The organism is Undibacterium sp. JH2W, assembly GCF_049340425.1.
GTDB lineage: Bacteria > Pseudomonadota > Gammaproteobacteria > Burkholderiales > Burkholderiaceae_D > Undibacterium.
In genome coordinates this window covers 37,012-62,014 of record NZ_JBMPOT010000023.1, presented here as the reverse complement: position 1 = coordinate 62,014, position 25,003 = coordinate 37,012, and the positions used below count along the sequence as shown (strand labels likewise).

General features: G+C 49.3%; 22 protein-coding genes. 5 read left to right on the top strand and 17 right to left on the bottom strand.

The features are described from left to right. Positions 1-38: 38 nt before the first annotated feature. The 7 genes from truA to leuC form a co-directional block, all read right to left on the bottom strand. A complete protein-coding gene (gene truA, locus ACO0LC_RS25780; protein WP_423008568.1) occupies positions 39-854 on the bottom strand; it encodes a tRNA pseudouridine(38-40) synthase TruA in 816 nt (271 codons plus the stop codon). Positions 855-926: 72 nt separating this feature from the next. Beyond that, positions 927-3,794 (bottom strand): FimV/HubP family polar landmark protein, encoded by a 2,868-nt coding sequence (locus tag ACO0LC_RS25775; RefSeq protein ID WP_423008566.1) that lies wholly within the window; start codon positions 3,792-3,794, stop codon positions 927-929. 364 nt (positions 3,795-4,158) lie between these two features. Then, the gene (asd, locus tag ACO0LC_RS25770; protein WP_423008564.1) at positions 4,159-5,289 is read right to left on the bottom strand and encodes an aspartate-semialdehyde dehydrogenase; all 1,131 of its coding nucleotides are present in this window, start codon (positions 5,287-5,289) and stop codon (positions 4,159-4,161) included. Between the two features lie 49 nt (positions 5,290-5,338). After that, complete coding sequence (gene leuB / locus ACO0LC_RS25765; RefSeq protein WP_423008562.1) at positions 5,339-6,409, bottom strand: 3-isopropylmalate dehydrogenase; 1,071 nt, start codon at positions 6,407-6,409, stop codon at positions 5,339-5,341. Positions 6,410-6,423: 14 nt separating this feature from the next. Then, positions 6,424-7,071, bottom strand: a complete 648-nt coding sequence (leuD, locus tag ACO0LC_RS25760; RefSeq protein WP_423008560.1) for a 3-isopropylmalate dehydratase small subunit — start codon at positions 7,069-7,071, stop codon at positions 6,424-6,426. 8 nt (positions 7,072-7,079) lie between these two features. After that, positions 7,080-7,202: an entericidin A/B family lipoprotein gene (locus ACO0LC_RS25755; protein ID WP_423008558.1), complete on the bottom strand. Its 123-nt coding sequence runs from the start codon at positions 7,200-7,202 to the stop codon at positions 7,080-7,082. 19 nt (positions 7,203-7,221) lie between these two features. Further along, complete coding sequence (gene leuC / locus ACO0LC_RS25750) at positions 7,222-8,625, bottom strand: 3-isopropylmalate dehydratase large subunit (RefSeq protein WP_423008556.1); 1,404 nt, start codon at positions 8,623-8,625, stop codon at positions 7,222-7,224. A gap of 119 nt (positions 8,626-8,744) precedes the next feature. Between leuC and ACO0LC_RS25745 the strand changes: the two genes are divergently transcribed. Then, a complete protein-coding gene (locus ACO0LC_RS25745; RefSeq protein WP_423008554.1) occupies positions 8,745-8,894 on the top strand; it encodes a hypothetical protein in 150 nt (49 codons plus the stop codon). Between the two features lie 139 nt (positions 8,895-9,033). On the opposite strand, the gene aroC is transcribed toward ACO0LC_RS25745, so the two are convergent. Then, a complete protein-coding gene (gene aroC, locus ACO0LC_RS25740) occupies positions 9,034-10,116 on the bottom strand; it encodes a chorismate synthase (protein ID WP_423008552.1) in 1,083 nt (360 codons plus the stop codon). 288 nt (positions 10,117-10,404) lie between these two features. Here aroC and ACO0LC_RS25735 point away from each other — a divergent pair, with 288 nt between their 5' ends. From ACO0LC_RS25735 to ACO0LC_RS25725, 3 genes are all read left to right on the top strand, one after another. Continuing rightward, positions 10,405-12,645: a GGDEF/EAL domain-containing response regulator gene (locus ACO0LC_RS25735; RefSeq protein ID WP_423008550.1), complete on the top strand. Its 2,241-nt coding sequence runs from the start codon at positions 10,405-10,407 to the stop codon at positions 12,643-12,645. A gap of 262 nt (positions 12,646-12,907) precedes the next feature. Continuing rightward, positions 12,908-14,233, top strand: a complete 1,326-nt coding sequence (locus tag ACO0LC_RS25730) for a sensor histidine kinase (protein WP_423008547.1) — start codon at positions 12,908-12,910, stop codon at positions 14,231-14,233. Between the two features lie 18 nt (positions 14,234-14,251). After that, positions 14,252-15,010, top strand: a complete 759-nt coding sequence (locus tag ACO0LC_RS25725) for a LytR/AlgR family response regulator transcription factor (RefSeq protein ID WP_423008545.1) — start codon at positions 14,252-14,254, stop codon at positions 15,008-15,010. Between the two features lie 94 nt (positions 15,011-15,104). Here ACO0LC_RS25725 and ACO0LC_RS25720 read toward each other — a convergent pair whose 3' ends face one another. From ACO0LC_RS25720 to rpsF, 7 genes are all read right to left on the bottom strand, one after another. Next, the gene (locus tag ACO0LC_RS25720) at positions 15,105-16,115 is read right to left on the bottom strand and encodes an inorganic phosphate transporter (protein WP_423008543.1); all 1,011 of its coding nucleotides are present in this window, start codon (positions 16,113-16,115) and stop codon (positions 15,105-15,107) included. A 73-nt stretch (positions 16,116-16,188) separates the two neighbouring features. Further along, complete coding sequence (locus ACO0LC_RS25715) at positions 16,189-16,815, bottom strand: DUF47 domain-containing protein (protein WP_110252962.1); 627 nt, start codon at positions 16,813-16,815, stop codon at positions 16,189-16,191. A 144-nt stretch (positions 16,816-16,959) separates the two neighbouring features. After that, positions 16,960-18,348, bottom strand: coding sequence for a replicative DNA helicase (locus ACO0LC_RS25710; protein ID WP_423008596.1), 1,389 nt, complete (start codon positions 18,346-18,348; stop codon positions 16,960-16,962). Between the two features lie 168 nt (positions 18,349-18,516). Next, positions 18,517-18,969 carry a 50S ribosomal protein L9 gene (gene rplI, locus ACO0LC_RS25705; protein WP_423008541.1) on the bottom strand — a complete coding sequence of 151 codons (453 nt, stop codon included), beginning with the start codon at positions 18,967-18,969 and terminating at the stop codon, positions 18,517-18,519. Between the two features lie 26 nt (positions 18,970-18,995). Then, positions 18,996-19,280, bottom strand: coding sequence for a 30S ribosomal protein S18 (rpsR, locus tag ACO0LC_RS25700; RefSeq protein WP_110252960.1), 285 nt, complete (start codon positions 19,278-19,280; stop codon positions 18,996-18,998). A 9-nt stretch (positions 19,281-19,289) separates the two neighbouring features. After that, positions 19,290-19,589 carry a primosomal replication protein N gene (priB, locus tag ACO0LC_RS25695; RefSeq protein ID WP_423008539.1) on the bottom strand — a complete coding sequence of 100 codons (300 nt, stop codon included), beginning with the start codon at positions 19,587-19,589 and terminating at the stop codon, positions 19,290-19,292. Positions 19,590-19,616: 27 nt separating this feature from the next. Beyond that, complete coding sequence (gene rpsF / locus ACO0LC_RS25690) at positions 19,617-19,985, bottom strand: 30S ribosomal protein S6 (protein ID WP_110252958.1); 369 nt, start codon at positions 19,983-19,985, stop codon at positions 19,617-19,619. A gap of 263 nt (positions 19,986-20,248) precedes the next feature. Between rpsF and lexA the strand changes: the two genes are divergently transcribed. Beyond that, entirely contained in the window at positions 20,249-20,905 is a 657-nt protein-coding gene (gene lexA / locus ACO0LC_RS25685; RefSeq protein ID WP_423008537.1) for a transcriptional repressor LexA, read from the top strand. Between the two features lie 168 nt (positions 20,906-21,073). Here lexA and lon read toward each other — a convergent pair whose 3' ends face one another. Both lon and clpX read right to left on the bottom strand, forming a co-directional pair. Beyond that, a complete protein-coding gene (gene lon, locus ACO0LC_RS25680) occupies positions 21,074-23,494 on the bottom strand; it encodes an endopeptidase La (RefSeq protein WP_423008535.1) in 2,421 nt (806 codons plus the stop codon). A 239-nt stretch (positions 23,495-23,733) separates the two neighbouring features. Further along, positions 23,734-24,999, bottom strand: coding sequence for an ATP-dependent Clp protease ATP-binding subunit ClpX (gene clpX, locus ACO0LC_RS25675; protein ID WP_423008534.1), 1,266 nt, complete (start codon positions 24,997-24,999; stop codon positions 23,734-23,736). Between the last annotated feature and the right edge of the window lie 4 nt (positions 25,000-25,003).

Here is a 25,003-nt window from a genome sequence, read left to right as displayed (position 1 = left end):
GAAAGCCGATAAATCGTCGAGTTGATGTCAGTTGAGCACTACAAAAAAGACAAGAAAGCCAGAGTTTCGACCAATTCCCTTTGCGGCAAGCCCCATTTGTCCTCATAGTCAATTCTGGCCAGGTACAAACCATCAGGCATGAAGGTCGGTGCAGCAATTTCACGGTTCATGCTGGCCAGCACTTCAGCCATCCATACAGGCTCTCTCTTACCCGTACCAACAAAGATCAGTGAGCCTACAATATTTCTGACCATGTGGTGCAAGAAAGCACTGGCACGCAAGGTAAAAATAATCATCTCACCCTGGCGTCGTATCTGGATGTCATACATATGTTTGACTGGGGTCTTGGCCTGACAGCCAGAAGCACGGAAGGCAGAAAAATCATGCTCACCCAATAGATGTATGGCCGCAGCACGCATACGCTCTACATCAAGAGGGCGAAAGGCCCACCCTGCCCGCCCACTCCACATTGGTGAACGGATGACAGCATTGTGTAAAATATAATGATAAGTGCGGGCACGGGCACTAAAACGCGCATGAAAATTATCTTCCGAGTCCGGGTCCATAGGCAGTTCTTTAACCCACTGCACCGCCACTGATGCTGGTAAAAAGGCATTTACACCATTAACCCAGGAATAGGGCTCACGCACCAACTCAGTATCAAAATGTACGACCTGCTCTATACCATGGACACCGGCATCCGTACGCCCGGCACAAGTAGTCTTGATGTCGGCCTTGGTGAATTGCTGCAAGGCTCGCTCCAGCGCATCTTGCACAGTGTTACCTGACGGTTGCGTTTGCCAACCCTGCCAGGAGTTACCATCATATTGCACACCTAAAACTAATCGCTTCACCACAATCCCATATCCAAAAAAACAAAACGGGCGCCAGCATTTGCCGCGCCCGTCGTGATTACATCAAGAAACTCAAGCCATTTGCGCCATCATGGACTTGGCTCTTTCGATTTGCTCAGCCGTGCCGCCCTTGAGCACTTCGTCGAGCAATTCGCGGGCACCTTCCTTATCACCGATTTCATGGTAGGCAACCGCCAAATCAAGCTTGGTCGCCATCTCGGCATTGTGTGCAGGGGCCTCTTCGAGAACTGAAGTGGCAGCTGGCTCCAGATCAAGATCAATACCGGAAAGATCAAACTCAAACGCAGAGACTGCTTCTTCCTCAGCTTTTGCGCCAGTCAATTCTGGCAAGGGTGCATCTACTGGAGTGTCAGCAAGTGAGGCTGCCAACAGGTCTTCGTCGATTTTCTCATCCGCTGGAGAAAGGTCCAGGGACAATGGCGCATCCACTGCTTTATGATCAGCAAAATCAATATGACCCAGATCCAACTCAAATTTCTCGGCTGCAGGCTCAGGGGCAACGACAGGTGCCGCTTCCGCAACTACATGAACTGGCGCAGGCTCAGGGTCTTTTGTACCAAAATCAAAATCTATGGTGCCGAAATCCACTTCCGGTATTGCTGAGGATTCTGCAACTGGAGCCGCCTGCTTTGATGATTCAGGGATTTTTGGCACTTCTGGCTCTGGTATGGCAGAAATATCCAGATCAAAATCCAGGACATGTTCATCCATCGCGGGCTCTTCTGCCTTGGCCTTTGCACCGCCATCACGCTGTGCAGTATCAATGATACTAATGGCCTCCAGCATGTCCTGAGACAAGGAGTTTGCCAGCAACGCTTCTGGATCAAGATCTTCCAGCGGCTGAGTACCTGAACCCAGGCCTGATGCCGCAGCCATTTCAGCCTTGGCCTTGCCGCCAGCATATAAAGGATTGCCTGGCTCAAGCACGATACCCATGGACGCCGCTTGCGCCCAGTCATCGCCTTCACCACTGGTCATGCCATACAATTCACTGGCCAGACGTTCGAAAGTTTTTGCATCCTTGCGACCGAAATAAATTTCCAGCAGCTTGACCCTGACCGCATGACGGTCTGGCTGGGTGCGCAGCGCTTCTTTCAAAATTTCTTCGGCTTGAGAATCACGACCATAAGCGATATAGACGTCAGCTTCCGCAACCGGATCCACTTCATTGGCATCTAACTGGCTGGCTGAAGGCGCGAAATTAGAATTGAAGACACTGTTATTGGTATCCACACTCTGACCGCCAGTAGAGCCAAACATGGAGTTGGCCTTCATACTGGAACCGGTCAGGATACTGTCTTCAAATTGCTGCAATTTTTTCTTGCGTTGGCTAGTCCAGATACCAACGCCACCAAGAATGGCCAGCAGACCTATGCCACCAGGCAACAGATAGTCAGAGATACTGTCAAAGAAGCTAGGCTCTGGAGGTGGCGGCGGTGGTGGCGCAACGACTTTACGTTTTGGCGGCTTAGGTGTTTCTGTCGAAGCGACTGACGCTGTTGCGGCAGTTGTCGCTGCGGGCATACTGGCAGCAGCACTGGCTGGTGCAGCTGCTGCAACTGAAGCGGGTGCAGCAGCAGTTGATGCAGGCGTCGGTGCAGATGCGGGTGCAGCGGCAACGCTGGCAACAGCCGGTGTGGATGCTGGAGCAGGAGCCGAAGCACGCACACTGGCGCTGGCAGCAGATGCACTGGCACTGGCCTTGGCATCCGTACGCGGCTTGGTCAGCTCAGCCTGCTTCGCTGCCATTTCTTTGTTCTTGATCTCTATCTTCTGCGCTTCCAGCAAACTTTTCAGATCGCTGACGTTTTTTTCCAACTCTTTGACACGCGCATTGGACTCTTGTGCGGCCCTCTCTTTAGCCACTTTATCTTCTTCACTCGCCTTGCCGGCATTACGTGAAGAAGCAGGACCAGCTTTGGATAATTTCAGCTTGTCTGGAGAATCTGTCGTGGGATTTGGTACTTCCTTGACCTTGGCAGTGATCTTGCCTCCGCCACTTTGCTTGGTTGTAGGTGCCCGCTCCGCCGGAGCGTCGGCAACCTGGCCAGCCAGTTTATTGCGATAAGCATTGAAGTCGGCCGCATGAGCGACGACTACTGAATGCGCCTCACCACCGCTGCCAGCATTGGCGCGCGCAGAGTCAGCATCCGGAATAGTCAAAATCTGCCCTGATTTCAGGCGATTCATATTGTTCCCCGCAAAAGCTTGCGGGTTTGCACGATAAAGACCGACCAGCATCTGATCGAGAGAAACACCTTCAGTACGATAGTTGCCTGCAATCTTGCTCAAACTATCGCCAGCTTTAACTTGATATTCGCCGGCAGATTTAACTTCTTTGCCGGCATCAAGGTTTTTTGCTGTAGCCCGACCTGCTGTATTTGTTTCAGCAGCACTTGGACGATTATTTTTCCCAGAATTTGCACTGCTGGAATTTTGTGGCTGATTAGCAACAAGTGTCGGATTGCTGACTTGCGCAGATTGACTATTTCGCAATTCAGCAGGATCCAACAAGAAGGTATACTCCCTCAGCAGCTTGCCATTGGATGAGTTCATTTCCAGCAACATGTCAACGAAGGGTTCGTTCATGGCCTGTGAAGAACTGATGCGAATTACATAATTGGCACCGCGCTGCTCAACAGCAAAACGCAATGACAGTAATGCAGCATTAAAGTCTATGTTCGCTTGTTTGAAAGCTTCCTGAGATGCCAGCTTGGGCACGAGGGAATCTATCTCCTCTTTAGACGGAGAAGTTAACTCCACCTCTGCACGCAAAGGCTGCCCCAGTGCAGATAGCACGGTAAGCTTACCGAGGCCAGTAGCATGGGCGCTCGATAGCGCAAACAAGGACGACGCAACAGCAACACTTAACGCCTTGCGTCCCAGGGTACTCACAGACGATTTTTTTTGATTATGCATTTTGTCAGACATATTGGGAATTTTTGGCGAACAAAGTCCGCTGGGTGACGCTTTTCACACAACCTAGCGACGCGTCCTAATGTTTCACATTAACATTACAAACATAGCCACGCAAGCTTAACGCGATTTATCACAGTGGTAAATACATTAAGAAGCTTGGCATGCAAGGATATCGCATAAATGTTGTTGCCAAATGACAAGTGAAATAAAAATCACCAAATCCTAATTGTTTATTTATTAAAAATTAAAACTAAAAATCTCCGCCAGTAAATCAAGCTGAGCTTTTTAAAGTTTTAAAAACGACAAGGGGGCGTTAAACGCCCCCCTATATTCTACAACATCTTTCTCAGACTACCTCAAAACATCAGTCTTCGATCAAAATTCGCAACATGCGGCGCAACGGTTCTGCAGCTCCCCACAGCAATTGATCACCAACTGTGAAGGCGCCGACATACTCTGGCCCCATCGCTAATTTACGAATACGGCCCACCGGTATAGTCATCGTACCAGTGACTGCCACAGGAGTCAGATCACGGACGCTGGCCTCACGGGTATTTGGCACCACTTTTACCCATTCATTGTCAGCCGCAATCATGGCTTCGATATCTGCCAGCGGCACGTCTTTTTTCAACTTGAATGTCAACGCCTGGCTGTGGCAACGCATGGCACCTATGCGTACACAAAAACCATCGACCGGTACGGCTGCAGTACCAAATCCTTCACCTTGCCCAAGAATTTTATTGGTTTCTGCCATGCCCTTCCATTCTTCCTTGGACATGCCATTACCCAGGTCCTTATCTATCCAGGGAATCAGGGAACCACCCAGTGGGACGCCGAAATTGGCCGTCTCAGCTTCAGACAAGGAACGTTGTTTGGCAATGATCTTGCGGTCGATTTCCAAAATTGCGCTCTTGGGATCATCCAGCAAAGCACGTACTTCTGCATTCAACGTACCATATTGCGTCAGCAATTCGCGCATATGCTGTGCGCCGCCGCCAGATGCAGCCTGGTAAGTCTGGGTGCTCATCCACTCCACCAAACCCGCTTTATACAAGGCGCCAACGCCCATCAGCATGCAGCTTACAGTGCAATTGCCGCCTATCCAGTTTTTCTGGCCTTTAAGCAAAGCTTGTTTGATTACGGGTAAATTGACAGGATCAAGCACAATCACCGCATCATCATTCATGCGCAGGCTGGATGCTGCATCTATCCAATGACCATTCCAACCTGCGGCACGCAGTTTGGGATAAATGTCGCTGGTATAGTCACCACCCTGGCAGGTAATAATAATCTCGCACTTCTTGAGCGCATCAATATTATTTGCGTCTTGCAAGGTCTTTTCATTCTTTGCCATTGCAGGGGCCGTGCCACCTGTATTGGACGTTGAAAAGAACACGGGTTCAATATGATCGAAATCACCTTCTTCCTGCATGCGTTGCATCAGGACCGAACCCACCATACCGCGCCAACCTACCAGACCTACCAGTTTCATCATTTTTCCCTAAAATTTTGCAGGACGTCCCTGCCCTTCACCAACAAAAAACTCAGCCCAAGGCTTGCAACACTGCCTGCCCCATCTCGCCAGTACCAACCTTGGTGGTACCTGCCTCGTAAATATCCGGCGTACGCAAACCCAAGGCCAATACTTTCTTGACGGCATTTTCTATACGATCAGCCTGCTCTGCCTTATTCAAGGAATAGCGCAGCATCATGGCAGCAGACAAAATAGTCGCCAGCGGATTCGCCACGCCTTTGCCCGCGATATCTGGTGCGGACCCATGTGAAGGCTCATACAGCCCTTTGTTATTTGCATCCAGAGATGCCGATGGCAGCATGCCTATGGAGCCAGTCAGCATGGATGCCTGGTCAGACAGGATATCGCCAAACATATTGCCCGTCACAATGACGTCAAATTTTTTCGGCGCGCGCACCAGTTGCATGGCTGCGTTGTCGACATACATGTGATCGAGCGCTACGTCTGGATATTCTTTATGCACGTCAGTGACAATTTCTTTCCAGAACTGGAAAGTCTCCAGCACATTAGCCTTGTCTACACTAGTGAGGCGCTTGTCACGTTTTTGCGCCGTCTGGAAAGCCACATGAGCAATACGGCGGACCTCGGACTCGGCATAACGCATGGTATCAAAACCTTCGCGCTCGCCTTTGAACGGGCCATCCGGGCATACACGCACACCACGTGGCTGACCAAAATAGATATCACCAGTCAGCTCACGGATGATCATGATATCCAGACCAGAGACTACTTCTGGCTTCAGCGTTGAGGCACCTGCCAGTTCTGGATACATGATGGCTGGACGCAGATTGGCGAACAATTGCAGGTTTTTACGCAAACCAAGAATGGCTTGCTCGGGACGCAAAGGACGGTCCAGGGTATCGTATTTCCAGTCACCTACTGCACCAAACAATATAGCGTCAGCGTCCAGCGCAAGCTTCAAAGTTGCTTCAGGCAAAGGATGTCCAGATGCTTCATAACCGGCGCCGCCTACTGGCGCAGTTTCCATTTCAAAGGACTCACCCAGCGCGTTCAAAACCTTGACTGCCTGCTCAACGATTTCTGGACCTATGCCGTCGCCCGGCAAAATAGCAATTTTCATATTTTTCAATTAATTTAGATGGTGTTGGCCAGCCAGGGCTGCGCAGCGATATGGCGCTCTTCAAAAGCGCGTATCTTGTCGGCCTGACGCAAAGTCAGACCTATATCATCCAGGCCGTTGAGCAAACAATATTTGCGGAAAGCATCAATCTCAAATGGGTAGCCAGCACCGCCATTACTGGTGCGCACGACTTGATGCTCCAGATCAACGATGAGGCGATAGCCAGGGAAAGCCTTGACTTCATTGAACAAGACATCAACTTGCGCCTCGCTCAAGGCGATGGGTAGCAAGCCATTTTTATAGCAGTTATTGAAGAAGATATCGGCAAAACTGGGAGCGATGATGGCGCGAAAACCAAATTGTTCCAAGGCCCAGGGCGCATGCTCTCGCGATGAACCGCAACCGAAGTTCTTGCGCGTCAACAAGATGGATGCACCCTGATAGCGCGGATGGTTCAGCACAAATTCAGGGTTCAATGGACGCTTGCTATTGTCCATACCAGGCTCACCATGGTCGAGGTAGCGCCACTCATCAAACAGATTGGGACCAAAGCCGCTACGCTTGATGGATTTCAAAAACTGCTTGGGGATGATGGCATCGGTATCGACATTAGCCCTGTCCATAGGCGCAACCAGACCATCCAGTAAAGTAAATTTTTCCATGTCGCTACTTATTTTTTGCCCACATTCTCGACTGCTTCGCCAGCCTTTTTAACGTCTTTACCTATGCCTTGAACGGTATTACAGCCTGCCAGGATGAAAGCGCAAATCGCCAGTGCAAATAATTTTTTCATATCTTTCCTCCGCAATGAATTAATTCAAGCTACGTATGTCTATAAAGTGTCCGGCCACACCTGCCGCAGCAGCCATGGCTGGCGATACCAGATGGGTACGCCCGCCCTGCCCCTGACGCCCCTCGAAATTACGATTCGAGGTAGAAGCACAACGCTCACCCGGCTCCAGGCGGTCGGCATTCATGGCCAGGCACATGGAACAACCTGGCTCACGCCATTCAAATCCGGCGGCCTTGAAAATCTTGTCCAGACCTTCGCGCTCGGCTTGTTCCTTGACCAGGCCAGAACCTGGTACTACCAGGGCCAGTTTAACATTCGATGCGCGATATTTGCCACGTACCACCGCAGCGGCAGCACGCAAATCTTCTATGCGAGAATTGGTGCAGGAACCAATAAACACCTTGTCAATACGGATGTCAGAAATCGCGGTATTGGGCTGCAACGCCATATACACCAGGGCTTTTTCTATCGCGTCACGCTTGACGGCATCTTTTTCTTGTTCCGGATCAGGTACGCGGCCATCTATCGCCACCACCATTTCAGGCGAAGTGCCCCAGGTGACCTGCGGCCTGACATCGGCAGCATTCAAGGTCACGACCATATCGAATTTGGCACCGGCATCGGTGTGCAGCGTGCGCCAGTATTCAACGGCACGGTCCCAGTGCGGGCCAACCGGTGAGAAAGGACGGCCTTTGACGTAATCGATAGTCGTCTGATCCACTGCCACCATGCCAGCGCGCGCACCGGCTTCTATGGCCATATTGCAGACCGTCATACGACCTTCCATGGACAGGCTGCGAATGGTAGAACCGGCAAATTCAATCGCATAGCCAGTGCCGCCTGCAGTACCTATCTTGCCTATGATGGCCAGGACGATATCTTTCGCTGTCACGCCAGCAGGCAATGCACCATCGACCTGCACCAGCATGGACTTGGATTTTTTAGCGATCAGGGTTTGGGTCGCCAGCACATGCTCGACTTCAGAAGTCCCTATCCCATGCGCCAGGCAAGCAAAAGCACCATGGGTGGATGTATGCGAGTCACCACAAACCACGGTCATGCCGGGTAGGGTTGCACCTTGCTCAGGGCCTATCACATGAACGATGCCCTGGCGTTTATCCGCCATACTGAAATAAGTTAATCCATAATTCTTGGCATTGGCATCCAGGGTTTCTACTTGCAGACGTGAGGTCGGATCATCAATGCCATTAACGCGATTTGTGGTGGGCACATTATGATCAGCCACCACGAGATTGGCCGATAGACGCCATGGTTGACGACCAGCCAGCTTCAAGCCTTCAAAAGCTTGTGGGCTAGTGACTTCATGTAACAAATGGCGGTCTATATACAATATTGCAGTGCCATCGTCCTCGGAGTGGACTACATGGGACTCCCATAATTTATCGTAAAGCGTTTTAAGCATAATCTGAAGCCTGGAAATAAGTCATTGGTTCTTGTTACATCCTGTACTGCATCTTTTTTTCGCATTTGATTATGCCACAATTGTGCAACGCAAAACCAACCCTCACGCCAAATTGGCGCATGAAAATTTCGATAGAAATGCAGGAATTTAAAGAAAATCACCAAATTTTCATCTGGTTTTTTGGAGGAATCTGGAAAATTGCCAGTGAATATTTTGGCATACGGCAATTGGGCCCTGCCATCAGCCATGCCGCCGAAGAAAGCAAGTGATATCAGTGCCAGTCTCGTGAAAACGTGTATTCCCTTATGGGACACAGCCAATATAGCGACAAAGGCTCAAGTCAAGCTGCTCCCACACCGTCAAAAAGGAAGTGGGAACAGGAGCATCAAGAGTATCACTTAAATCATATCAGCTGCTATGTTTGACATCACCGCATTGCGCCCTGTGACGCAAGGCATGATCCATCAGGACCAGGGCCAACATAGCTTCTGCAATCGGCGTGGCACGTATGCCAACACAAGGGTCATGGCGACCAAAAGTTTCCACCATGACAGGATTACCATCCTTGTCCACCGATCTTCTGGGGGTGCGTATGGACGATGTCGGTTTGATGGCGATGGAAACGGTAATATCCTGGCCAGTAGAAATACCGCCGAGTATGCCGCCCGCATTATTGCCGACAAATCCTTCTGGCGTCAGTTCATCACCATGCTCGGAGCCGCGCTGGGCAACACTACGAAAACCCGCGCCTATCTCTACCCCTTTTACCGCATTGATCCCCATCATGGCGTAAGCAATCTCAGCATCAAGCTTGTCGTAGATAGGCTCACCCAATCCCACGGGCACATTGGAGGCAACGACATCTATCTTGGCACCGATGGAGTCGCCATCTTTGCGCAAGGCATCCATGTAATCTTCCAGCTGCTGTATCAACGCTGCATCAGTGGTTGGCGCAAAAAAAGGATTGGCAGCCGCATGCTCCCAGGCTTGAAAAGGAATAACTATTTCACCCAATTGGCTCATGCCACCATGAAACACGGTGCCATATTGCTGATTCAACCATTTCTTGGCGATCGCGGCTGCCCCGACCACGGGTGCAGTCAAGCGCGCAGAAGAACGGCCACCTCCACGGGGATCACGGATGCCATATTTATTCCAGTATGTAAAATCGGCATGCCCAGGACGAAAGGTTTCTGTGATATTGCCATAATCTTTACTGCGCTGGTCTTGATTGCGAATGAGTAAACCTATAGGCGTACCGGTGGTCTTGCCCTGGTAGACACCAGACAGGATTTCAACAGTATCAGGCTCCTGACGCTGGGTGACATGGCGCGAGGTGCCGGGGCGACGGCGATCCAGTTCTGGCTGTATGTCTGCCTCAGACAATTCCATGCCCGGAGGGCAGCCATCAATCACGCAACCGATGGCCGGACCATGCGACTCGCCGAAGGTTGTAACAGTAAACAAGGTGCCAAAAGTATTACCGGACATAATATTTCGAAAATGAAGAGTTGGACAGAGTGAGAGACATTTTACCAGTGAAGCGCGCCGCACAGAATTTAGCTTCCAGCCGGCAGGGGGAAAGATTTCACTATTTTTCGCACATTTGGGTCAAATTATTGGCTTTTTTCCCCCTTTAAAGCGAATCTTGTTTTATTCTTACCAATGAAAAATATATGAAGCTTGGCTCGCGCTACATTTAGTGTCATAGTTCCGCAAGGGAACCAATTTTGCAGTGCCCTTACCATACGATATGCCAAGCATGGAGCCGCATTACCGATGAATTCAACGATCCACTCTTCTGAAGATGATCTGGTTTTTCTTGATGAACCAGACAGCGATGAAACTGCCGCAGCCTCACGGCCTGCGCAGACTTGGCGGATCATGATTATTGATGATGATCCAGATGTGCACTCAGCCACAACTTTTGCATTGGGCAGCCTGGAAATTCAGCATAGAGCCCTGAGCTTTCTGCATGCCTACTCTGCGGCGGAAGCACGCGACATTCTCAAAAACGAAACCGATATTGCCATCATCCTGCTGGATGTGGTCATGGAACAAGAAGACGCTGGCCTGCAACTAGTCAGTCATATCCGTAAAACCCTGGGCTTGACCGATGTGCGCATCATCTTGCGCACCGGGCAACCAGGATATGCGCCTGAAATTGATGCCATACGAGATTACGACATCAATGACTACAAGACCAAATCAGAACTGACGCGTACCAAGCTGTACACCGCAGTCACCTCGGCGATACGCTCCTACGAACAAATTTGTGCCATCAGCGCCAGTCGCCGTGGCCTGGAAATGATTATTCACGCCAGCACTGAGTTAATGGCCTTGCAAGGCCTGCAAAATTTTGCTGCAGGTGTGCTGGTACAAATTGCAGGTTTGTTGGGCCTCAATACCGAAGGCTTTGTATGCGCCCGGCAAGTACCCGTTGAGTTGCAGGAAGACAGTGACGATTTATACATTATCGCTGCCACTAATTTGTATCTGGGCAGCCTGAATAAACCACTGGAAAAATTAAGTAATCTATCCGCTAACGATATCGTCTCGCGCTCACTGGAAGCCCGCCAGAGCATATTTGAAGCTGAATCTACTGCGCTTTATTTTAATAATGTCGCCCAAAAAGATTTCACGCTTTATCTGAATACTGGCCTGCACCTGAATGAGATGGACAAGCGCCTGCTCGGCGTCTTTTGTGGCAATGTGTCAGTTGGCCTGGATAATGTCATGCTGACCTCGCGTCTGCATAACTATGCTTTTTACGACCCGCTGACAGGCTTGGCAAACCGTCTCAAACTCTTGCAGACACTGAACGAGACCCTGCTCACTTCGCTCAAGAACCATAGTTCGCTGTCACTCATCGATATAGACCATTTTGCTGAAACCAATGATGCACTCGGCCATCAGTTTGGTGACCAATTATTGTATTCAGTGGCCCAAAGATTACTCGCCAACTTTGGTGAGCATTGCCAATTGGCCAGAGTGGGTAGCGACACTTTTGCCTTGCTGGGTGATGAAACCCTGGTGTGTCCGGATAAAATTCTGGCGCTGTTCAATTCAGCCTTCGATGTTGATCAACAAGAAGTGCAGTTATCGGCAACGATAGGCTTGATCAAGCTCGATGACTATGACAGTGATGGTTCGGAAGCATTAAAAGACACCAATATCGCCCTCAAGCGCGCGAAAATGAATCGCCGCGGTGGTTATGAATATTTCACCCGCAACATGGGTGTGGAGATCCGTGAGCGCGTCTTACTCATGCATGCCCTCAGGGCTGCATTTGAACAAAAAAAATTATTCCTGGTTTTTCAACCCCAGATTGATATGCGCGATGGCCGGGTGCTGGGCGCAGAAGCTTTACTGCGCTGGAAAACAGATGAAGGCAAATTCATTCCACCCGATCAGTTCATTCCTATTGCCGAATATTCTGGCCTGATTGTGGAAATAGGTGAATGGGTGTTGCGCACGGCATGCCTGGAACTTGTGCATTTGCGCAGCATGGGCTATACCAATTTTCAAATGGCCATCAATGTTTCCCAGGCGCAGTTTTCCCACCCCTTGTTCATGCAATCACTGAACAAGGCATTGGCAGATACCCAGGTGCCCCCTCAATATGTGGAGCTGGAAATTACCGAGTCCATGGCCATGAAGGATCCGGAATTACTGATCAAAACTTTACATCAGATCAAACAACTGGGCATCAGTGTCTCCATCGATGATTTCGGCACGGGCTTCTCTTCGCTCAGCCACTTGCAAAAACTTGATGTAGATAAATTGAAAATTGACCGTGCCTTTGTCAATGAAATCCAGAAAAACCCGAATGAAGGCAGTATAGCCAAGATGATCGTTCAACTCGGCCAAAATCTGGGTCTGTCGATTATTGCCGAAGGCGTAGAAAGTGAAATGCAGGCCAACACCCTGCTTTCCTACGATTGCCATATCGCCCAGGGTTATCTGTACTCCAAGCCCCTGACCCGCGATGACCTGCATGCCTGGCTGGCAAGCAGATAAGTCGCTGACACGCAGCAGGACACATCACTGACCTGCTGCGCGCGACAAATCTGTAGTTCCCCCCTTCTCCACTCCAGCAACAAACATGCATATTAAATGTGGCATTTTTCGTTCTATCCCGCCAATTTTGCAGACTGTCGCAAGTCGCTATTCAAGCAGGAGCGCTTTCCCTACAGTATCAACATGGACTGAAAAGTCACAGGCAGCAAGAATGACGAATTCTTGCTGATATGTCTGGGATAAACGTTAAAAGAGAAGCATCATGAACAATACCAATGCAGATACTATCAAGCAGCTTATCGCCGCACTCATGGCCTGGCTTAGCAAAAGTTTTGATAAAACGGCCGCCTGGGTAACCAAATTATCCTGGTGGAAGTTTTTCCTGTTTGCCATTATTGCCATAGTAGCAGGTAGCATGCTGCAAGATTTGCTATTTACTGCCGAAGAAAATGTAGTCATCACCAGAAATAGCTCACCTGGCAAGGCAAAAAAAACCAGCAAGATTGCTGACGGTGACACCAACATAGAAATCGACGACACCGGGCTGCGCATCCACAAAAATAACGCTGACGGTCGCGGCAAGCAAATCGAGATCGATGAAAGTGGTATACATGTCCGCACAGATGGCAAAACAGCCCCTGCTGCTGCAACAGCCCCCCCTGCACCACCATCTGAGCCCAATGCGACAGGCGAGGTACCTACGCCACCCAAACCCCCTTCTATTAATGAGAGGGACGATATTCACATCAAATTGCCAGCAGAAGTTGCCCAGAAGATCAGCGAAGGAATCAATGATGCTGTCGCCGATGCCGCCGATGAAGAAGTGCGCAGCTATAAACGCACCTCCTCAAAATGGTTTGCCAACTTTGTCGTCTTACTGGTAGTGGGCCTGTTTGGCATGAAAGCCCTGATGAGTGGCAAAGTGCGCGCCGAAGAGAAGGCCAAAGAAGCTGGCATGGCAGCTGAGCGTGAATCCTTGCTGCGCCAGGTCAGTGAAGCGCAAATGCAGATGATGCAAGCACAGGTCGAACCGCATTTTCTGTTCAACACCCTGGCTTCGGTTGAACATCTGATAGAAACTGATCCGCCGCGTGCCGCTGCCATGCAACGCAGCCTGATTGCTTACTTGCGCGCTGTCTTGCCGCAAATGCGCGAAAATGCCAGCGTCACCAATCTGGGGCGCGAAGCTGACATGATCAAGTCTTATCTGGAATTGCTGAAAATGCGTATGGAAGAAAGATTGAATGTCGACTTCATCATGCCCGAAGGCTTGCGCAGTGCATCCTTCCCGCCAATGATGTTGCAATCACTGGTAGAAAATGCCATTAAACACGGCCTGGAATGTAAGGCAGAAGGTGGGACGATACACTTCTTCGCCGAGGTTGCGCATAATAAGCTGCGTGTCTCTGTCCGTGATGATGGACTGGGATTTGGTGCCATGCCCAGCAATGGCACTGGGCTGGGCCTGCAAAATATACGTGAACGGCTGAAATTGATTTATAAAGAAAAGGGACAAATGATCATTACTCCCAATCAACCTAGCGGAGTTTGCGTTACTATAGAAATCCCTTACGAATTAGCCAACTAGATTTCAATTTCGCTGACCATGCCTACTGCCATAATTGCTGATGATGAAAGACTGATGCGCGACCAGTTAAAGTCGCGCCTGGAACAGGTCTGGCCAGAGCTGGAAATACTGGATGAAGCCAAGAATGGCGAAGAAGCCATCGCTCTGGTCGAGACCCATAAGCCAGACCTGGCTTTCCTGGATATACGCATGCCTGTCAAAACCGGTCTGGAAGCAGCCAAAGAGATAGGCAATAAGGCACATATCGTTTTCATCACAGCCTATGACCAGTATGCCATACAGGCTTTTGACCATGGTGCTGTCGATTATGTCTTGAAACCTGCCGATGTAGAAAGACTGACACGCACGGTTGACAGGCTCAAGGCCAGATTAAGCGCTCAAAGCCAACCCAATGACATGAGCAGCATGCTCTCGCAACTGGCCAAGCAAATGGGCATTGCCGCCAAGCCCAATTACCTGCAGTGGATACAGGCATCCATAGGCCAGGAGTTGCGCCTGATACCGGTAGAAGAGATTTTGTTTTTTCAGTCCGATGAAAAATATACCCGCGTACAAACGGCGTCTTATGAAGCCCTGATACGCAAACCAGTACGCGACCTGGCCGACGAACTGGACCCTGCCCTGTTCTGGCAAATCCATAGATCAACGCTGGTGAATGCCAAGGCCATTTCCGGCGTGGTGCGCGACCTGCGTGGTCGCCATCTGGTGCAGGTCAAGGGTTTGACCGAAAAACTTGAAGTCAGTCGCAGCTTTGTTCATTTATTCAAGCAAATGTAAGCACCCGATATCAGAACCCGTAAGCAATAAAAAAAGCGCCCCATTGTGAAGTGAGGCGCTTTTTATTTTTACAACATCTTCTTACAGCAAGAGATTACAGGATCTGCGTACCTATCCACCATGCGATCGCGGCGACAAAAGCAGATGCAGGTATCGTCAGGATCCAGGCCCAAACAATATTGCCTGCCACCCCCCAGCGCACGGCTGACATTTTCTGGGCAGAGCCAACCCCGACGATTGCACCGGTAATAGTATGCGTGGTCGATACTGGCACACCCAGCACGGTCGCCATGATCAGGGTAATTGCACCACCTGTTTCAGCACAAAAACCACCGACAGGTTTGAGTTTGGTGATTTTCTGGCCCATGGTTTTCACGATGCGCCAGCCACCGAACAAAGTACCCAAGCCTATTGCCGCATAGCAGGAATACACTACCCAGCTTGGCGGCCCCTTGTCAGCCTCGCTGGAGTAACCAGCAGCAATCAAGAGCATCCAGATGATACCCATGGTTTTTTGTGCATCATTGCCGCCATGTCCAAGACTGAATACCGAAGCTGAAATCAATTGCAAGCGACGGAACCATTTATCCACTTTCCTTGGTGTCGATTTAACGAACAGCCAGGATACGATGAGCATCATCAGGGAGCCCAGGAAAAATCCCAGCAATGGTGACAAGACAATAAACAAAATGATCTTGTAGAGACCAGAAGCAATCAAGGCACCGGTACCTTCTTTTGCTACTGCAGCACCAATCAAACCACCGATCAAGGCATGTGAAGACGAGGAAGGAATACCAAAATACCAGGTCACCAGGTTCCAGAATATCGCACCTACCAGAGCACCAAAGATGACATAGTGATCCACAATGACTGGATCGATAGTACCCTTGCCTATGGTTTTCGCGACTGACAAATTAAAAACAAAAAAAGCAAAGACATTGAATAAGGCAGCCATAGCTACCGCCTGGCTAGGCTTTAATACCCCCGTTGAAACAACGGTTGCGATCGCATTTGCGGCATCATGGAAGCCGTTCATGAAATCAAATAACAATGCCAACACCACCAATAAGATGACGACGTGCAGGCTCATATGTAAGGATTGCATAAAAGTGAATTCCCTTGTTCGCTCTCTGCATTGACAGAGAACTGTTAGGCGTCAAAATAAAAGAGTCAGACGCTTAAGCGTTCTCAACAATAATGCCTTCTATGATGTTGGCAACATCTTCACAACGATCCGTTACTGTTTCCAGTATTTCGTAAATCGCTTTGAGTTTGATCAGGTTGCGAACATCAGGTTCGTCGCGGAACAATTTGGACATGGCGGCACGCATGACATGGTCAGCATCCGATTCCAGACGGTCAATTTCTTCGCACAAGGCCAGGATTTCACGGGAGTTATCCATGTTATGCAACAAGGCTACCGCAGCTTTAACTTTCTCAGCGCAGCCCAGGCACAGTTCCGCCAGACGCTTGGCTTCTGGCGTGATTTCGCGGATATCGTACAGGGAGATAGTCTGGCCCGCATCTTCCAGCAAATCCAGAATATCGTCCATGCGCGTGATCAATTTATGAATATCATCGCGATCCAGGGGGGTGATGAAAGTCTTGTGCAAGAGTTCTATCGTATTGTAGGTGACAGTATCTGCCTGCTTTTCTATGCTCTCGATGGCGTGAACACGGATCTCCAGATCATCAAAGTTCGTCATCAGGGCAACCATTTCCTTGGAGCCTTTGACACATAACTCTGCATGCTGATTGAAGAGTTCAAAAAATTTGCCCTCGGTGGGCATCAAGCGTCCAAACATTTTATTCTCACTGAAAATATAAGATTTCTAGGTTTGCCCAGGCAAGCACCTGCAATCAAGCATGCCTGGCAACACTGTTCTACTTTTTAAGTCTTGATTTACTACTTTGCGTCTACCCACCAACACCAGCATTTTTGCTTAGAATTATTCACTATCACCATAAATCGACAGGGAACCAACATAGTTGTCGAACTTGGTATATTCGCCCAGGAAAGTCAGGCGCACACTGCCAATAGGACCATTACGCTGCTTACCAATAATGATTTCTGCAGTACCCTTATCAGGCGAATCCGGGTTGTACACCTGGTCACGATAAATAAACATGATGACGTCAGCATCCTGCTCAATCGCACCAGATTCGCGCAAGTCAGACATGACGGGGCGTTTATTTGGTCTTTGCTCCAGCGAGCGATTCAACTGTGACAAGGCAATCACGGGGCAATGTAGTTCTTTTGCCAGACCCTTCAAATTTCGGGAAATCTCGGAAATCTCGGTCGCACGGTTTTCACCAGCAGAGTTGGCTGACATCAATTGCAAGTAATCGACAATCACCAGTCCCAGCTTGCCACACTGGCGCGCCAGACGACGCGAGCGGGCGCGCAATTCTATGGAGCTCAGCGCTGGTGTTTCATCGATATACAATTGTGCTTCATTCATCTTTTGAATGGCGTGAGTCAAACGCGGCCAGTCTTCATCGGTCAATTTACCAACACGCAAGCGACTCTGATCCAGGCGCCCTACCGAACCCAGCATACGCATTGCCAGTTGAGCACCACCCATCTCCATGGAGAACACAGCGACTGGCAAGCCGCTGTCTATCGCCACGTTCTCACCGATGTTCAAGGAAAAGGCTGTCTTACCCATGGATGGACGACCAGCAACAATGACCAGATCACCAGGCTGCAAGCCTGAAGTCATTTTATCCAGATCGGCAAAACCAGTAGGGACACCGGTAATGTCATTTTGATTATCACGGTTATACAACTCGTCAATACGTTCGACCACTTGCGTCAGCAAGGGTTGAATCGCCTGGAAACCCTGGGCACCACGTGCGCCCTCTTCGGCAATCGCGAAAATCTTTGATTCAGCCTCATCCAGCATTTGCTTGACTTCTTTACCCTGGGGATTAAAGGCATTGCCGGAAATTTCATCTGCAACAGTAATCAGTTTGCGCAACACGCCACGGTCACGGACGATTTCTGCGTAGCGACGGATGTTGGCGGCTGAGGGGGTATTTTGTGCCAGCGCATTGAGATAAGTCAGGCCACCGGCATCTTCTGCCTTGCCTGTGCTCGTCAGCGCCTCAAAGACGGTAATGACGTCAGCCGGACGCGAGCTATTAATGAGTTTGACCATGCACTGGAAGATAATCCTGTGGTCATAGCGATAAAAATCTTCTTCGCCAATAAAGTCAGCGATACGGTCCCAGGCCGCGTTATCCAGCAATAGACCACCCAGAACAGATTGCTCTGCTTCTATGGAATGGGGGGGGACGCGTAGAGCGTCAACTTGAGGATCAGAACCAGCTTTCATGGCGCGCATTATAACCGTTAAATCAAACTACCAGAGCGTTCAAATTACGAGAAATTGGCGAGTTTGTGACAAGTTTGTGACAAACAGGTAAATCGGGTGATATTTCCCCCAAACATGAAAAAAGCCGGGAATTCCCGGCTTTTTTCCAGCAATTTGCAAAAAAACAAATTACGCGTGTTCGCCCACTACTGCAACGTTAACGTCAACTACAACGTCAGTGTGCAAAGCAACGGAAACACTATGTTCGCCAGCGATCTTCAACGGACCTTGTGGCAAACGTACTTGTGCTTTTTCTAAAGCGAAACCTTGTTTAGTCAGGGCTTCAGCGATATCAGCATTAGTAACGGAACCGAACAAACGGCCATCCACACCAGCTTTTTGTGTGATTTGTACGGTCAGACCGGACAGTTTTTCGCCTTGAGCTTGAGCTGCTGCCAATTTGGCGGCTGCTGCTTTTTCCAGTTCAGCGCGTTTTGCTTCGAATTCAGCAACTGCAGCTGTCGTAGCACGACGAGCCATACGTTGTGGAATCAAAAAGTTACGTGCATAGCCGTCTTTAACGCGAACTACATCACCCAGATTGCCGAGATTAACGACTTTATCCAACAGAATAACTTGCATATTTTTCTCCTTTACCTTGTCGTCAATTACGCTGTGTGCAAATCAGTGTATGGCAGCAACGCGAGGTAACGTGCACGTTTGATTGCAGTGTCAACTTGACGTTGATACAGCGCTTTTGTACCGGTCAAACGTGCTGGCATGATTTTGCCGTTTTCTTGCACGAAATCTTTCAGTGTGTCGATGTCTTTGTAGTCAACTTTTTCTACATGTGCTGCTGTGAAGCGGCAGAATTTTTTGCGCTTGAACAAAGGGTTTTGTTGTTGACGCTTTTGCTTCAATTTGCTTTTGTCGAATTTTTTACCGAATGCCATTTTTGGCTCCTAATCTAGTAAATGTGTCCCGAATTCAGTGACGTGAAAAACGAGACTTTTGCTATTGCGATTTTTGCGCGCTAAAAAACCGGTGAATTCCATGGGCTGTTCCAGGGCAATTTCTGTAAAACGCTGGGATATTTCACCAGCAGCCATCGCAGAAATCTCAAACTCGACCTGTCGAACTGCGTTCGCCTCACGAGTTTCTGAACTATGCATCAGGGTAGCAGAAGCTATCGGGATACCGGCCGGGGTGTAGCGCAATGCGCTTTTTTCCACAATCCGGGCTACGAGCTTCAGCTGATTCACTATTTTTTACGCGACCTTTGTCAATTATTAAGCAGCAGGCGCTTCAACACGTTGCGCTTTTGCAGCATCTTCTTTCTGAACAGCTTTCATCATAGGAGAAGGTGTTGTTTCTGCTTTTTTCAATTTGACTGTCAGGTGACGCAAAACAGCATCATTGAATTTAAATGCTGTTTCCAACTCGAGCAGAGTTTCAGCATCGCATTCGATGTTCAAGCAAACATAGTGTGCTTTTGCCAGTTTTTGAATCATGTAAGCCAATTGACGACGGCCCCAGTCTTCAACGCGATGGATTTGACCACCACGGGCTACAACACTTGCCTTGTAGCGCTCGATCATTGCAGGAACTTGCTCGCTCTGATCTGGATGTACGATAAATACGATTTCATAATGACGCATATATTCTCCTTGTGGACAATAAAATAGCCCGCCTCGGCGTCAAGACGAGTGCGGGAAGAGGAAAGCCGATAATAATAACCCAGTTTTTCATATTGATCAATTGGATCAGTGGCTTAGCTAAGTTATAGGCCGTTTTTCCATTAATAGTGAGGTATTTTTTCACATTTACTGGCGATCTCAGGGATTTTCACTTGCATATTCAGCTTTACTGTATAAAAATACAGACTGCTTGTATATACAGCATCTCAACACTAGAAAACGCCATGCTCAAACTCACTGCCCGCCAGGAGCAAATCCTGAACCTGATTAAAGACGCCATTCAAAACACGGGCTTCCCCCCCACTCGTGCAGAAATTGCGACAGAATTGGGGTTTCGCTCAACCAATGCAGCGGAAGAACATCTGCAAGCTCTGGCTCGCAAAGGCGTCATAGAAATTGCAGCAGGCACTTCACGCGGCATACGCCTGCTGGAGTCTGAGTTGTCCAGCCATATCACAGGCAAACAACTGGCGCTGCCCCACCCCGCCCTATTGCAACTTGCCCTGCCACTGGTTGGCCGCGTTGCTGCCGGCTCGCCAATACTGGCGAGCGAACATATCGAATCTACTTACCATGTGGACCCGGCCCTGTTCTCTGCCAAACCAGACTTCTTACTCAAGGTGCGCGGTATGTCCATGCGTGATGCTGGCATACTCGATGGTGACTTGCTGGCAGTCAAAAAAGCCGACAGTGCTCGCAATGGCCAGATCGTGGTGGCACGCCTGGGTGATGACGTGACCGTCAAACGTTACAAGAAGACTGGCAGCCTGATAGAACTGATGCCGGAAAACCCGGATTACCCTGTCATTAAAATTGGGGATACTGAAGAAGATTTCGCCTTGGAAGGCTTGGCGGTTGGCCTTATGCGCAATTGGGTTTGAGGTCAGACCGGGCGCGATTCAGCCTTTCCAATTGCACCATGCCCAGTCAGCATCTCAGGCACATTAATTATTGCCTGACAACAGACACTCATCGGCAGCAGACATAAAAAAACGTCCGGATATCCGGACGTTTTTTATTTCAGAGCGACAACTTAGTGTTCAAGAACTTTAGTGCTTAACTACGGTAGTATCTGCAGGCGTTTCAGTTGAGGTGGCTGCAGGTGTCGCCGCTGCCACTGGAACTGGTTCATCAATCAGAGGAACAGGCTGGGTTTCCAGAGCGATTTCCAGGACTTTGTCTATCCAACGAACCGGAATGATTTCCAGTTTGTTTTTGACATTGTCCGGAATCTCGGTCAGATCCTTGGCATTTTCCTCAGGTATCAACACAGTCTTGATACCACCACGGTGAGCGGCCAGCAATTTCTCTTTCAAGCCACCGATAGGCAATACTTCACCGCGCAAGGTAATCTCACCTGTCATGGCGACATCAGCACGCACTGGAATACCAGTGAAAACCGATACCAAAGCCGTGGTCATGGCGATACCAGCAGATGGGCCATCTTTCGGTGTAGCGCCTTCAGGTACGTGGATATGGATATCACTCTTCTCGAAAACGTCCGCCTTGATACCCAGACGCTTGGCACGACTGCGCACTACAGTGCGGGCTGCTTCTATCGATTCTTTCATGACGTCGCCCAGAGTACCGGTGCGGATAACGCCACCTTTACCAGGCATAGCCACGGCTTCTATGGTCAGCAAATCGCCGCCCACTTCAGTCCAGGCCAAACCAACTACCTGACCAATCTGGTTATCTTTAACGGCAACACCAAAGTCATAGCGACGTACACCCAGGTATTTATCCAGGTTCTTGGAATTGACCGTGGCTTTTTTCTCGGTCTTTTTCAACAAGAGCATTTTCACGACCTTGCGGCAAATCTTGGAGATTTCCCTTTCCAGAGAACGCACGCCAGCTTCACGTGTGTAATAGCGAATGATGTCGCGCAAAGCACTTTCTGCCACAGTGATCTCGCCCTCTTTCAAACCATTATTCTTGATTTGCTTAGGCAGCAGATAACGTTGTGCAATGCTGGTTTTTTCATCCTCGGTATAACCTGACAGACGTATTACTTCCATCCTGTCCAGCAGAGCTGGCGGGATATTGTAGGAGTTGGACGTCGCCACAAACATCACATCGGACAAATCGAAATCGACTTCGATATAGTGATCCGAGAAAGTATGATTTTGCTCAGGGTCCAGGACTTCCAGCAAGGCAGATGATGGGTCGCCACGGAAATCAGCCCCCATTTTGTCCACCTCATCCAGCAGGAACAGAGGATTGCGCACACCGACCTTGGACAGGCTTTGTAAAATCTTGCCTGGCATGGAGCCTATGTAAGTACGGCGATGGCCGCGAATTTCAGCCTCGTCACGCACGCCACCCAGAGCCATGCGCACGAACTTGCGGTTCGTGGCACGTGCGATGGATTGCCCCAGCGAGGTTTTACCCACACCTGGAGGACCTACCAGACACAGGATAGGGGCTTTCAGCTTGTCAACGCGCTGTTGTACTGCAAGATATTCCAGGATGCGTTCTTTGACCTTATCCAGGCCAAAGTGTTCGTCTTCCAGTACTTTTTCAGCATTCGTCAAATCATTATTGACCTTGGATTTTTTCTTCCACGGCAAATTGACGATGGTGTCGATGTAGTTGCGCACGACAGTAGCCTCTGCCGACATAGGGGACATCATTTTGAGTTTTTTCAACTCATTCTGCGCCTTGTCGCGAGCTTCTTTAGGCATCTTGGCGGCCAGGATTTTTTTCTCCAGCTCGTCAATATCAGCGCCCTCTTCACCCTCACCCAGCTCTTTTTGTATCGCCTTGACTTGTTCGTTCAGGTAATACTCGCGCTGGGATTTTTCCATCTGGCGCTTGACACGACCACGGATACGTTTCTCAACTTGCAGGATATCGAGCTCGCCTTCGAGCTGACCCAGCAAGTGTTCAAGGCGTTTTGCCACACTGAAAATTTCCAGGATGACTTGTTTTTGTTCCAGTTTCAAAGGCAGGTGCGCGGCGATGGTATCAGCTAGGCGACCAGCATCATCAATGCCGGACAGGGATGCAAGGATTTCTGGTGGAATTTTTTTGTTCAGTTTGACGTATTGGTCAAATTGCTGAACGATGGCGCGACGCATCGCCTCCACTTCTGATTCATCACCTTCATCAACGGCGATAGGAGTCAAGTCAGCAAAGAAATGCGATTCAGAATCATGGATCTTGCTGATGCGCGCACGTTGCGCACCTTCGACCAGTACCTTGACAGTACCGTCGGGCAATTTCAGCATTTGCAGGATATTGGCAATACAGCCAATTTCGTAAATGTCATCTGCCGAAGGTTCGTCCTTGGCAGCAGCTTTCTGGGCAGCAAGCATGATGCTCTTGCCTTGATCCATGGCAGCTTCAAGGGCTTTGATGGATTTGGGGCGTCCCACAAACAGAGGGATTACCATGTGCGGGAATACAACAACATCACGCAGTGGCAATAACGGCAATTGGGTTTGTTCGGTAATCAGAGTAGTCGTCATGGCGCACCTTTCATAAATACTGGTTAACAATGTTGGCGCACTGGGCGGAAACACAAGCCCATTCTGGAAAAAAACAATAAAAAAAGCCACTCAGAGAGCTTCCCCGGGTAGCTTTACGAATGAAGCCAGAATCGTTTTGTTAAACCATTGTACTTCGAATCAATTTAAAACAAGGCAAAATAAATAAAAAATGGAGAGCAAGCTCTCCATTTTCTTTTACTTCATGGCAAACAATGCCATCAGGCGCCTGCTACCTTGGGTTGCTCATGGTAAATCAACAAGGGTTTTGCACCATTTGTAATGGTACCTTCGTCAATCACCACCTTCTCCACATTTTGGTGGCTAGGCAAGTCATACATGACATCCAGCAGAGCATGCTCAAGAATGGAACGCAGGCCACGGGCACCTGTCTTGCGTGCAATAGCCTTCTTGGCGATCGCTTGCAGGGCTGCAGGACGGATTTCCAGTTCAGTACCTTCCATCTCCAGCAATTTTGCATATTGCTTGATGAGGGCATTTTTGGGCTCAACCAGAATTTGTATCAGGGCCGCTTCATCCAGTTCATTCAAGGTAGCAATCACAGGCAGACGGCCAACCAGTTCAGGAATGAGACCAAACTTGATCAGATCCTGCGGCTCTGCGTCTTGCATGACTTCGCTGGCGCTCTTTTCTGTCTGGCTCTTGACGCTGGCAGAGAAGCCTATGCTGCTGCGCTCAGAACGGTCGGAAATGATCTTGGCCAAGCCATCAAACGCACCACCGCAGATGAACATGATATTGGTGGTATCAATCTGGATGAAATCCTGGTTGGGATGCTTGCGACCACCCTGAGGCGGCACAGAAGCCATAGTGCCTTCAACCAGCTTCAGCAAAGCCTGTTGCACGCCTTCGCCAGAAACATCACGGGTAATCGAAGGATTATCGGATTTACGGGAAATCTTGTCGATCTCATCGATATAGACGATACCTTTTTGCGCACGCTCAACTTCATAATTGCAATTTTGCAGCAATTTTTGAATAATGTTTTCTACGTCCTCACCGACATAACCCGCTTCAGTCAGAGTAGTCGCATCCGCAATCACGAAAGGCACATTCAACATGCGTGCCAGCGTTTGCGCCAGCAGAGTCTTGCCTGAACCAGTAGGACCGACCAGCAAGATATTACTCTTGGCCAGTTCGACGTCATCTTTTTTACCTAGGTGCTTGAGGCGTTTGTAATGGTTGTATACCGCTACGGCCAGGATGCGCTTGGCATTGAGCTGACCAATGACGTATTGATCCAGCAAATCAGTGATTTCCTGTGGTGTAGGTAATTCAGTTTTTGCACTGGCAATATTATCAATTTCGGACACTTCGTCACGAATGATGTCATTGCACAAATCTATGCATTCATCACAGATAAATACGGATGGCCCCGCTATTAATTTCTTAACCTCATGCTGACTCTTGCCGCAAAACGAGCAATAGAGCAACTTTTCTCCGCTGGAGGATTTTTTATCGGGCATGATA